This is a genomic window from Neobacillus sp. S1115, assembly GCF_055385565.1.
The window spans coordinates 5989597-6001736 of the sequence record NZ_AP038275.1; the positions used below are offsets into that span (position 1 = coordinate 5989597).

The 12140-nt window shown below is 44.8% G+C and carries 7 protein-coding genes and 1 riboswitch; of the genes, 3 read left to right on the forward strand and 4 right to left on the reverse strand.

All coding sequences use genetic code 11. From position 1 onward, the window contains the following. Positions 1-216: 216 nt before the first annotated feature. On the forward strand, positions 217-1833 hold the full coding sequence (locus ACZ5B7_RS29085) for an SWIM zinc finger family protein (protein WP_464492036.1): 1617 nt from the start codon (positions 217-219) through the stop codon (positions 1831-1833). Between the two features lie 340 nt (positions 1834-2173). After that, complete coding sequence (locus ACZ5B7_RS29090) at positions 2174-5356, forward strand: DEAD/DEAH box helicase (RefSeq protein WP_464492037.1); 3183 nt, start codon at positions 2174-2176, stop codon at positions 5354-5356. Positions 5357-5752: 396 nt separating this feature from the next. Here ACZ5B7_RS29090 and ACZ5B7_RS29095 read toward each other — a convergent pair whose 3' ends face one another. Both ACZ5B7_RS29095 and ACZ5B7_RS29100 read right to left on the reverse strand, forming a co-directional pair. Continuing rightward, entirely contained in the window at positions 5753-6469 is a 717-nt protein-coding gene (locus tag ACZ5B7_RS29095; RefSeq protein WP_464492038.1) for a hypothetical protein, read from the reverse strand. 263 nt (positions 6470-6732) lie between these two features. After that, a complete protein-coding gene (locus tag ACZ5B7_RS29100) occupies positions 6733-7503 on the reverse strand; it encodes a diguanylate cyclase domain-containing protein (RefSeq protein WP_464492039.1) in 771 nt (256 codons plus the stop codon). 123 nt (positions 7504-7626) lie between these two features. After that, positions 7627-7712: riboswitch (ZMP/ZTP riboswitch) on the forward strand. 51 nt (positions 7713-7763) lie between these two features. On the opposite strand from ACZ5B7_RS29100, the gene ACZ5B7_RS29105 reads away from it, so the two are divergent. Next, entirely contained in the window at positions 7764-8603 is an 840-nt protein-coding gene (locus ACZ5B7_RS29105; RefSeq protein ID WP_464492040.1) for a bifunctional 5,10-methylenetetrahydrofolate dehydrogenase/5,10-methenyltetrahydrofolate cyclohydrolase, read from the forward strand. 371 nt (positions 8604-8974) lie between these two features. Here the strand turns inward: ACZ5B7_RS29105 and ACZ5B7_RS29110 are convergent, their stop codons facing one another. Both ACZ5B7_RS29110 and ACZ5B7_RS29115 read right to left on the reverse strand, forming a co-directional pair. Next, positions 8975-9682 carry a hypothetical protein gene (locus ACZ5B7_RS29110; RefSeq protein ID WP_464492041.1) on the reverse strand — a complete coding sequence of 236 codons (708 nt, stop codon included), beginning with the start codon at positions 9680-9682 and terminating at the stop codon, positions 8975-8977. 539 nt (positions 9683-10221) lie between these two features. After that, a complete protein-coding gene (locus tag ACZ5B7_RS29115; protein ID WP_464492042.1) occupies positions 10222-11322 on the reverse strand; it encodes a PcsB-like coiled-coil domain-containing protein in 1101 nt (366 codons plus the stop codon). Positions 11323-12140: the final 818 nt, after the last annotated feature.

A 12140-nucleotide genomic window follows, 5' to 3' on the forward strand; every position in this document is an offset into this window, starting at 1 on the left:
GTAGTACCTAAGGTGTAAAGAATTTGTCAGTCATCGGACAATGAAAGCAGAATTTGAGCTGTGAGCTCGGATTGTTCACGGGCGGTGCCTGACACCAATTTTTAGGGCTTTTTGGTGAAATGATACCGTTTTTCGTAGAGGCTTGAGCATTTGCTCCTCGTGTTGCGGATTTTTGGGTATAATAGAGGAATATGGATTTTTTGGGTAAAGGGAGCGATGCCTGTGAACGAGGTGTTACAGGGGCTTGCGGATGAATTGAAGGATATACTGAATGCGAATGCGGCGGATGATGCACGGCTGGTTCAGAAGGGGATGATGCTGTACCGGCAGGGTCTGGTGACGCAGCTTCGCTTTGAGAACGGGGAGTATACGGCGGTGGTGCAGGATGTGTCGCCGGCGAAGGTGCGGTTGGACCCGGAGTTTTTGGGGATGAGTGATTGCTCGTGCCCTGGTGAAGAGCTTTGCCGGCATCAGTTGGCCGTGTTTTTTGCAGCGTATGCAAAGGAAGCGAGTGTTTCGGATTGGCTTGCGGAGTGGCGTGAGCCGGTGCGGGAGACGAAGTCGGTGGCGAGCTGGGGTCTGCAGGCCGCGAAGGATTTGGTGAAGGCGGCTGGGCTTATGAAGCCGGACTATGACCGCTGGGTGCAGTCGTTTGAGTCGAGTTTTGATGCGTTGGTTGCCTCTAAAAAGCATTCGAACCCGTATGTGGTCTCAGAGCTGTTCGGGATTCATATGAAGCGGGTCGGGGCGAGTGCGCCGGTGGAGAAGGAATGGCGCCTGCTGTATGAGCTGGTCGCGTCGATCGTATCGTTTCGGAAGCTGCTGGTGTTGAGCGAAGAGCTTGGTTTTGAGGAACATGTCGTAAGGAAGGCTTATGGGCATTGTTTTGAAAATTTGCTCGAGGATACGGCGGATTTGGTGGAACGGTTGGTCGTACAGACGATGCCATTTGCGTTCGATGAGTTTATTGAGCGGCTGCGGGATGAGTCGTTTGAGGTCCTGACGTGTGTTGCGGGGTATGAAATTGAACGGGTATATATGCACCGCCAGTTGTGGACTGAGCTGTTCAGGAAGAAGGAGTGGCGGCAGGAGGAAGCGCTCCGGATTGGTTCTAGGTTGAAGGCGCTTGAGGAGTCAGAGAACCCGCTCCCTTTTCAGGTGACGATGATTCATCTGTATTTCTTGCTCGGAAATGATGATTTGGCGTTGAAGCTGGCCGGCGGTGTAACGGATGTCCGGTTTGTGCCGTATATGGTGTTTTGGATTGAATATTTTACGGGTCCGAAATTGTGGCGCCGCGTGGAGCCTGTGATTGAGATGTTTTTGGGAAAGCTGAAGGAGTATTTGGATGGGCTTGTGTCATATCAAAGCTGTTCAGTATTTGTACGAAGTGTGATGCGGGCAATTGCGCCGTATTGTTCGGAGAATGGCCGATTAGATTTGTATGAGCGGGCTTTATTGGTATCACTCCCCTACAGCTTTGCGGATTATGAGTATTTGTTGTTCGAGCGCGGCGATTATGACCGCTGGGGTGAGCTTCAGGCGTTTGTCGGGTTCGATTATTATGAATTGCCGAAGGATCGGGTTAAGGTCGTTGAGAAGGAACGGCCCGAGGTACTGCTGGGAATGCTGCATCAAACGGCGCAGCGGGAGATTGACCAGAAAAACCGTTCGAGTTACCGGGCGGCAGTAAGGCACTTGAAGAAACTGCGGACACTGTACAAGAAGTTGAAGCGCGTTGATGACTGGGAGTACTTTATCGAAGGGCTGCTGGAGCGTACGAAGAGGCTGCGGGCTTTTCATGAGGAGTGTCAGCGGAGTAAGTTGATATAGTATTGGGGCCGAATGGCTCCAACTATATTTTGTTACGATTTTTGGGTTCAGAGTCGAGTAATTTTTCGATTCGCTAATAAAACATGAAAATTCGCTAATAGAATGCTGATATTCGCTAATAGAACCCGTCAATTCGCTAATAGAGTGCCAAAATCCGCTAATAGGCTGAATTTTTTAAAGGACTGAAGACTTTTTTGCTGAAAACAGGTAACTTATAAAACTTTTTTGCAGGCAATTATAGATTTACTACATACATTTATTTTTAAATTACCTTTTTTAAAGAAAAAGGTATTCGAGGGTCTAACTTTAAGCGGCCCTCCTATAAAGGAGCACGTTTTCCATGCTTAAAACCAGGTTTTTGAAATTGCTGACAACTAAATTAGGTGATGACCGGTTTCTGCTGACGGCCCAAGATGAGCACGGCAGGTCCATGAGTCCTTTCAGGTGGAAGAATCTTGTCTTCAGCAGCCACGAGGAGAGTTTTTTCGGGACAGTCCTGGATGAGATGACCGTGGATGGTGTCGAAGGCGTGGTTGTGAACGGTTGGCAGCTCGTGTCGCTCTTTGCCAAGGAATCGTTCAACCGCTTTATCGAGTGGGACTGGAATGAAGAGTCCGAAATTTGCTTGGCGGCCGCCGACTCCATGTACGAGGGCATTGTTGAAAAAGACTGGCACCCGGACTTTTCCGTATGGGGCCCGGACGGCGAATTCCGCTGGAAGCTGCCCGAGCGCGTGATGGATGAATTCCATCCCGAGTTTTGGGAACAAATGGTGCACGGGGACGGTTCTTCTGCATCATCGCAGACGGATGAAATGGTGCATGGGGACGATTCTCGCGCATCATCAGAGGCAGATGAAGTGAGGCATGAGAACCGTCCCCCTGCCTCACCTACCGCTCTCAGCTATATTTCAGATTTGTATAACAGTGCGCTGGATTCTTTTTTGACTAGGAATAATGCGGCGAAGGAGCTGTTTGGGCCGAAGCTTGATTTATTGAAGAAACAGAATTTGTCAGGCTTGGAGCTGGCGCGTTACTTTGATGAGGAAAGCTGGCTCGAGTGGGTCGGAATCAAGGAGAGCGAGGCTCCGTTTACGATTGGCTTGCGGCTGGATGAGCCTGAAGACGGCGAAGGCGACTGGAGCCTGGATGTGTTTTTGCGCGGGAAGAAAAATGTCGATGAGATTGTCGATGTCGAAGATGTGAAGCGGATTCCGGCGAAGTGGCGCCCGTTTCTGGATAAGGTTGACCGTGAGCAGGCCCGCTGGGTACGGCTGTTTCCATGGCTTGGCGATGGGGCTTCGACGGATGCGGATGACGGGAGCAGCCCTGCTGCGTTGAAAACAGAGCTCACCGAGGAAGAAGCGTGGATGTTTTTGACGGACGCGAGCGAAACGCTGTTGGCGCTGGATGTCGAAATCCTCCTCCCTTCCTGGTGGCAGGCGATGAAAAATGCCAATTTGCGCGTGAAGGCGTCACTTAAGGGAACGTCGAGCCACCGGCCGTCGTTTGTCGGTCTGGATGCGATGCTCGATTTCAACTGGCGCTTTTCAATGAATGGTGTCGATTTGTCCGAGGATGAGTTCCATCAGCTTGTCGAGGAAAAGCGGAGGCTCGTCTATATTCGTGGCCGTTGGGTGAAGCTCGACCCGCAGTTCATTCGACAAATTCAGGATTTGATGAAACGTGCCGAAAAAGAGGGACTGCAGGTTCGGGATTTGATTGAGCAGGAGCTAGTTAATTCAGGTGATGGCAGCGAAGAGGAACTAGAGAATCCCAAGGTGTTCGCAAAGATTCAAATTGAGCTGAACCGGCAGTGGAAGCAGATGGTGAAGCAGTTGTCGGAGGCAAATGAAATTCCGCTTGTGGATGTGCCTGAGGGATTGAACGGAGAATTGAGACCGTATCAGCAGCTTGGGATGAGCTGGCTATGGTTTTTGCGGCAGTACGGGTTTGGTGCTGTGTTAGCTGATGATATGGGGCTCGGGAAGACAATTCAGTTGATTGCTTATTTGTTGAAGGTAAAGGATGACGCTGGGGAGGTTGTGAAGGTGGTTCCGGGAGAGGTTGTGGAGGCGCCAGTTGTGGCTGATACGCTGGATAGCCAGGCTACGGCGCCTGAAACCGATGCCGACGTTGACACTGTTTCTACCGTGGAAAGTCTAACCACGGCTGCTGAAACGGAAACCCCTATTACACCTGCGGTTGCAAAACCGCGCCGCAAGAAAAAAGAGGATGCCGCCCCTGCCAAGTTACCGACGAACGCAGCCTTAATCATCTGCCCTACCTCCGTGCTCGGCAACTGGCAAAAGGAAATTGAGCGGTTTGCTCCGGAGATGAACGTGTACCTCCACTACGGCTCGAACCGACTTAAAGAGGCTAACTTTTCAGAAAAAGCTCAGGATGTGGATGTGGTCCTCACCTCCTACGGCCTGAGTCATCTAGATTCCGAGGAATTCGAGTCCGTTCAATGGAGCACGATTGCCATCGATGAAGCGCAGAACATTAAGAATGCCCAAACAAAGCAATCCAAAGCGGTACGAAGATTGCGCGGACGCCATCATGTGGCCCTGACCGGGACGCCGATGGAAAACCGCCTATCCGAACTGTGGTCGATCTTTGATTTTACCAATCATGGCTATCTTGGCAGCTTAGGCCAGTTCCAGAAACGGTATATCATCCCGATTGAAAAGGATGAAAAGAAAGATAAAATCCAGCAGCTGCAGTCGTTGATTCGGCCGTTCCTGCTGCGGCGGACGAAAAAGGATGAGGAAGTAGCGCTGAACCTGCCTGACAAGTTGGAGCAAAAGGAATACTGCCCACTTACGGCTGAGCAAGCATCGCTTTATGAGCAGCTCATTCACGATACATTTGAACAGATTGAAAAATTGACTGGCTTTGAACGTAAAGGGTTAGTGTTGCAAATGCTGGGCCGCTTGAAGCAGCTGTGTAACCACCCTGCCCTCTACTTGAAGGAAAAGTCAGCGAGCCGGGAACTTCTCGAGCGATCGAACAAGTTGGAAAAGCTTGTCGAGCTGGTCGATTCGGTTTTGGACCAGGGCGAAAGCTGTCTGATTTTCACCCAATATATCGAAATGGGCGAAATGATACGGAGTGCCCTGAAGAAGAAATTTGGCATCGAGGTACCATTTTTGAACGGAAGTGTGCCGAAGACGCAGCGTGATACAATGATTGAGCGTTTCCAGAACGGGGAGTTCCCAGTGTTCCTGCTGTCGTTAAAGGCTGGCGGTACCGGGTTGAACTTGACGGCGGCAAACCACGTCATCCACTACGACCGCTGGTGGAACCCTGCCGTTGAAAACCAAGCGACCGACCGGGCCTACCGGATTGGCCAATCACGCTTCGTGCACGTGCACAAACTCATCTGCACCGGCACACTCGAAGAAAAAATCGACGCCATGCTGGAGAAGAAGCAATTTTTAAATGACCAGATTATTCAGAGTGAGAACTGGATTACGGAGCTTTCTACGGATGAGCTTAGGGATTTGGTGCATCTTGGATAATGGTGTCAGGGACCGCGCGTGGACATTTGGACGCATGGGGAGGACAGCGGCTTTAGAGGCCGCTGTTTTTTTATAAACCATTATAAAGAAACTAATTCTAATTATAAAAAATGTCATAATTGAAAATGATTGAATAAATAGTAGGAGTAGTTAAATGATGAATACAGAATGAAAGGATGGAATCATTGTGATCCCATCCTTGGTCTGTTTTTGTCAGGATTCCATAAAATCATGTGCTCCTATTCCACTTTAAGTGTCATTTCTTTTCCTGTAAATCCTCCACGTACTTTAAGGACAAACCTTTTGCGTCAGCAGGGACACCAAAAACAATCTCCCCTTCTTGTGTTAATGCAAGTGGTCAACCTACCGTTGTAGTTGTCGATCTAGTTACAGGAGTTATCCCCCCCTCTGCACTGTTACAGTAGTTGTTGCACTTACAGGAGCTACTCCATCTGCAATCGCAGTGGCGATATTTGTAACAGAAGGTCCTGCAGAACCTAGCACCCTTACTACAACCGTTATAGTGGCAGAACTTGAAGGAGCAAGTGAAGGTGTTGTGAAGGTTACCAATGTTGGGTTTCCGGCTGGTGTTTCAGTAGTGGTAAATCCTACTGGGGCATTCGTTGACACAAGGTTGGTACTTGCTGGTATCGGCTCGGATATCAGTAAATTGGTTAGGGGTCCGGTTCCCGTATTTGACACCACAATTGTGTAGGTAAGCAGTTGCCCTACCTGCACAGGATTTGGCGCTGCCGCTTTCGTCATTGTCAGGGTACCAACCCCCGTTGGAGTTGTGGTGATAGTTGGGATTAAATCTAGGATATTTTCAAACTTGAACTCCAACAGCATTTCTTTCTTGATGACGTCACGAAGGGTCCTTTGAACACTTGTATCAGTATCAAGAAGATTAGTCAATGAAACGGTTGCAGGGGAAAATGTAGTTCTTGTTGGGGTTAATGTACCAAGAACAAGTTGAAGTTTTTCAGCTTCTGCATTCAAAAGGTGAGCAAGAGCCAACTCCTCAAGAGCAACAGAAGCCAGTAACAATGGAACAGTTTGCCCCACACTAAGCGAAATGGTAGGCGTTATATTCGGTATGCCGGGTAAAGACACTACTCTTCAACTCCTTAAAATTATAGTCCTTGATATTCTACTGGATTTTTTTTAATGAGTCTGTGCAATTGTCCCTAATGGATAAATTTCTTTATCTTTATCGGCCCAATGCCCGATCTCCTTTCGCTAAACGTACTGGACTTACTGTTGATGAAGTTAGAAGCATAGCAAAATCTAAGGAGAACTAAACATACTCAAAGTCTGAAAAGAAAAACAGCCCTTATACATTATAATGACTGTTCTTCCTTCCTAAGCCGCCTAGTCTATCCCTTCCCGTCTTTTAAGATCAATTCGGGCGGCAGCTCAAATATAACAAACGTGTTTTTCCCGCGTAATTTAGCTTTATACATGGCGATATCCGCATTTTTTATTAACGTCTTTGCCTCTATTCCGTGTTCTGGGAAAAAGGCAATCCCGACACTGGTCGAAGTACAAATTGGATTTTCATTGATGGTGACAGGCTTGTTAATTTCACTGATGATTCTTTCCACATACTCTAATACTAAAGGTTTATCTGTGTTTGGAAGGTAAATGATAAATTCATCTCCCGCAAAACGTGAGACCGTATTTTCTTTACCTATACATCCCATAAGTCGAATTCCTATTTCCTTCAATAAAAGATCGCCAACATCATGCCCATACGTATCATTTACCTGTTTAAACCCATCAATATCAAGTAACAAGACAGCCCCAGTATTGCTTTTTCGCATAAGAGAATGGCTTAATTGCATATCAAAGTAACGACGATTCGAGAGCCCTGTCACGGGGTCATAATAGGCCAGCTCTTTGTACTTTTCTTCCGCTCTCTCTAACGTAATCCGTTGCTTCATCACAATAAAGAGGAAAGGCATAAAAATTAAAACCGTAACAATGATGTCAATGATTTCTTCCATTCCATCCAACGGTATCTTCCAAATCCAATGAATGATTCGTTGCAATACAACTGCTTCTGAAACTTTTATAAACAGCAAACCTATTAATATCAAAATAATTTTAAAAGACCATTTTGTATACTTCTTTTTCTTTATTTCCAAATGAGTTTCTCTCCCATTTCTAATTTCCTTAAACAGATTACTAAAACAATAGTACAATATCAATTAAGGATTTATTCCATTGACATTTTGTGCTTATATGTTATCTTTTACTTATAACATTGAAACGGACACAGTTACTGACGACAAATGTGGAAACGACCACAAGGAAGCTGTGTTTTATATAGTGTCGGGTCGTCTGGGCAGAGATAAGGATTATATCCTTATCTCTTTTTTATTACATTTTTTCAGGAGGGCTTGTTATGGAAAAAATCATTTTGGATGGAAATGTCGTTGCGACAGAAATTAAGGAAGGCTTGAAAGCACGAATTGAAGTTTTAAAAAATAAAGGCATCACGCCATGCCTCGCAACGATTTTAGTTGGCGATAATCCCGCTTCAGAGACCTATGTAAGAATGAAAGGAAATGCCTGCAAAAGACTTGGCATGGAGTCTATTCGCGTGCAATTATCCGCAGAAACAGGGACTTTAGAGCTGATTGAAAAAATTAAAGAGTTAAATAACGATCCAGCGGTTCATGGCATTCTTTTGCAGCATCCGGTTCCATCGCATATTGATGAACGTGCTGCCTTTGAAGCCATTGATATTCGAAAAGATGTGGATGGTGTCACAAGTGCAGGCTACGGACAGACAGCACTAGGGTTTGGCGAATATCCTTCCTGCACACCAGCGGCCATTATGAAAATGTTAGACTATTACCAGATTCCAATTGAGGGTAAACATGCTGTCGTAGTGGGCAGAAGCCCGATCTTAGGGAAACCTGTTTCCGCGTTACTTCTTAATGCCAATGCGACCATTACGACATGCCATTCAAAAACAGCCAATTTACCTGAAATCTTAAAGCAGGCAGATATTGTTGTGGCAGCGGTGGGACGGCCTAAATTTATTCAGGGCAGCTGGTTAAAGCAGGGTTCCGTTGTATTAGATGCAGGTTACAATAAAGGCAATGTCGGGGATATTGATTATGACACATGTTACGAAGCAGCAAGTGCCATCACTCCTGTTCCTGGCGGCATCGGACCTATCACCATTGCGACTTTGTTGAAACATACGGTTGATTCCGCAGAAAAAATGTCGATCTAAGTTAAGTTAACGGGTTCGAATGATGAGGAGAAAGACGCTAAAAACAATGTAAATAACAAACTAATTAACATATGTTTTAACAGTAAATTAGCAATATGAATGACAAGTAAAAACGCTCAGATTTTTCTGAGCGTTATTTGGCGTAATCATTAGCAAAATTTTAGGTATTTCCCGGGAATTTGTTGAAATTTGAAGAATAATGAATCCAACTATTTGAAACAAAGGAATATTCGTTTTGATTTGATTGTAATATCGTCTAGGGGCTTGTCTGTATCGGGTATCGATATAACGCTCCGATTTCAGATTGAAAAAGAAGTTAATTGTACCTATATCGCATAGCGATACGAAACAAAAAAACTTAAATAGTCCTCTTATTTTCGGAATAACAAAAAAAGCGTCTCCCATATCCCTTTAGGTTTTTGTATCGCTTCCTCTAAGCGTTTATTAAAATCATTTTGTGAATACCATTCTTTTTTCTGTTCGTCACGCATATTTTGTATTTCTGCTTGTAAGAATTCGTTCATTTGTTTTTCTTGTTGAAGTAATGTTTCATATTGGGTCATTTGTTGTTCAGATAATTTTTCAATTTTAACCTGAGTTTTTTGCGCCGAATTTGCAATATTAGAACTTATGCTGTGATGATCTTGTTGTAACCGAGAAACCGCGGTTCTAAGCTGTGACATATCGTTTGTCAGTTGGACATTCATTTCACGTGTGGCTGCGAGCTCATTGACTAAAAACCTTAATACCTCTTTTAATTGATTGGGGTCTTCAGGTAAATTTTCATATGTATCGGATACCGCTATCTCTGTTTCATTGAATCTTTCTAGTCTTTCTTTTTGTTGATATACAAGTTCTTTAGCTGTATCGTCTAGAGGCTTGTCTGTATCGCGCAACGATATAAGTGCTTCGAGGTCGGATTGAACAAAGATACGCCGATCGCCATCTTTTAAAAACTCATATCCATTTCGTTCTAAGATTTGGCCATACTTTCGGACAGTAGGTGTTGCAATCCCCACTTCTTCCGCCACTTCTTTGGAAGAGAAAGCTCGCTCATTCGGTTGTATATCACGTCTCATATCGGACCTCCTATTCTATTACATTATGAAAGTATTTTCGATTTATTTCAAGCTATATCGCCCAGCGATACAAAGCTCCTTTCTGGAGGAACTCTATTAAGGATGACGCTTGTTTTTGATTGAGTTTCTCAACCGCCACAACGCCCTTTTTAGCCTCCTTCAAGTTTAAATGCATATCGCCAAAATAGATCTCCAATAATTTTTCTTTTTGTTAATGCGCGAAGCCTTTAGCTGTATCGTCAAGGGGGTTATCCGTATCGCGTAACGATATATACGCAAGTCATATCGCCCAGCGATACTAAACACAAAAACGATCACTTCATCTATGGTTATGAAAGTCAAAATTCCACATTAAGTATAGTTCGACAAACTTGGACAAATTTCCTGCAAGAACCGATATTGAATATATGAAATGGTTCCTGCTTGATTCGAAGTCATTTTTCATTGTGTGACCAACCAAATTATTCGAGCCTATATAAAAAGACCCGGCACGCTCCAGTACCGGGTCTCCGCTTCACATGAACTTTATTTTTCAAAAATTAATTTAAAATAATCAGCTTAACGGTTCTTCTTCCCCATGCTCTTGCTTCTGCACTGTTTGGCTTGAGGATGTCGATGCGGTGGCCTTTGATGGCGCCGCCAGTGTCTCCGGCAATCGCTTCGCCGTAGCCTTCGACCCATACACGCGAACCAAGCGGGATAACAGACGGATCGACTGCAATCAATTTCATATTTGGATTGGCCTCGATGTTATAACCCATTGCCGTTATCGAGCCTGAATCTTCATGGCTGTACGCGGTTGCGGTTACGTACATTTCCTTTCCGCTAAGACTAGCGCTAGAGGTATCCTGCGCTGGTGCGGAAGCTGGGCGTGCGCTTGCCTGCTGCTGGGCAATTGCCGCTTGAATACCGGCCATTTGTGACTGGATTTTCGCTTTGTCCTGCTCGGCTAGAGCCAATTGTTGCGTAATTTGATTATATTTATCCTGCATGGCCGTTAGGACTTCCTGACGCTTTTGCAGGTTTTGATCAAGTTCAGCTTGCTTTGCGGCAAGAACGTTTTGCTGCTCCAGTAAAACCTGTTCCTGCTTATCGATTTCCTTTTTGTCGTCTTCAATTTTCTGAAGGTCTGCCTTTTGGGCATTCAAAATGTCCTTGTCAGCATCCATTAATGTCGAGACAGCGCTTGCACGCTTAATGAGATCGGAAATGCTTTCAGATTCTAAGAATACGTTCATGATGATATTGAAATTGTCGCTTTGCTGCATGGCCACGGCCCGCTTTTTCATGATTTCGCTACGGCCGAGGATCTTGTCCTCAAGCGCAACAATCTCTTCTTTCTTTTGTTCAATCAGCTGGTTCACTTCGTCGATTTTGGCCTGAGTTTGGGCCATTTCTTCTTGGTTCTTTGTAATATATGCATATATTGAATCTAGTTCTTTCTGAATTCCTTGTATTTCTTGATTAACAGCTTGCTGTTCTTGTTTCTGCTGATTAACAATTTGCTGTTTTTCCTGGAGCTGCTGTTGAGCATTGCGAAGTGCTTCACTGCTTGTTTGTGCATATGTAACCATGGTGCCTGATGCGTATGTAGCAATTGTAAGTACTACTAGTAAAATACGCTTGATCGTGGATTGCATATACTCCCCTCCTATTAATCTATTTATAACAGACAAACTTACCAGTTATGTTACAAAAATATTAAAAGAATATCACAAATCGACTTAAACTGGATAAAAATGGCTGTTTTATGGCAAAAAGGTGTCATAAATCAAAAAAACGGGGCCATTTTGGAAAATGGTGGGTAAAGGTGTCAGGCACCGTTCGTGGACATTTGTCTGTGTGGGGTGGACACTTCCATTGAGGTGAGAGCCCAGTATTGGGGCTGAAATTTACCTTTTATTAAAATTTACTCGTCGATTTCGTGAGTTTACTCGTCAAAAATGAGGATTTACTCGCCAACCCCCTTCTCAAGCGGACCCCAACTACCTAAAAAGCCAGGCTCAGGTATTTTTTCAATTACCTTCTTGGGATTATTACCATTTATTTGGATATACTTTCCGATTTGGTGAGTTTACTTTCCAAATGGGGGTAATTACTTTCCACTTTTATCATTTTTCTTCCGCCTTCTGGCCAAATACTTACCGAAAAACCTGATTTACTTTCCAACTTGATTTTCAGAGGAAATCCATCCAAAAAAGCCAGGCGTCCAGCCTGGCTCGTGTATTTTTCCAATGACCTTTTTGGGATTATTTCCATTTATTTGGATATACTTTCCGATTTGGTGAGTTTACTTTTCAAATGGAGATAAATACTTTCCACTTTCATCATTTTTCTTCCGCCTTCTGGCCAAATACTTACCGAAAAACCTGATTTACTTTCCAATTTGATTTTCAGAGGGTATCCATCCAAAAAAGCCAGGCGTCCAGCCTGGCTCGTGTATTTTTCCAATGACCTT

Excerpts from the sequence above, each read along its gene's own strand:
- ACZ5B7_RS29105 (WP_464492040.1), top strand. The coding sequence starts at position 7,764 with ATGGAAAAAATCATTTTGGATGGAAATGTCGTTGCGACAGAAATTAAG.
- ACZ5B7_RS29090 (WP_464492037.1), top strand. The coding sequence starts at position 2,174 with ATGCTTAAAACCAGGTTTTTGAAATTGCTGACAACTAAATTAGGTGAT.
- ACZ5B7_RS29085 (WP_464492036.1), top strand. The coding sequence starts at position 217 with ATGCCTGTGAACGAGGTGTTACAGGGGCTTGCGGATGAATTGAAGGAT.
- ACZ5B7_RS29110 (WP_464492041.1), bottom strand. The coding sequence starts at position 9,682 with ATGAGACGTGATATACAACCGAATGAGCGAGCTTTCTCTTCCAAAGAA.
- ACZ5B7_RS29115 (WP_464492042.1), bottom strand. The coding sequence starts at position 11,322 with ATGCAATCCACGATCAAGCGTATTTTACTAGTAGTACTTACAATTGCT.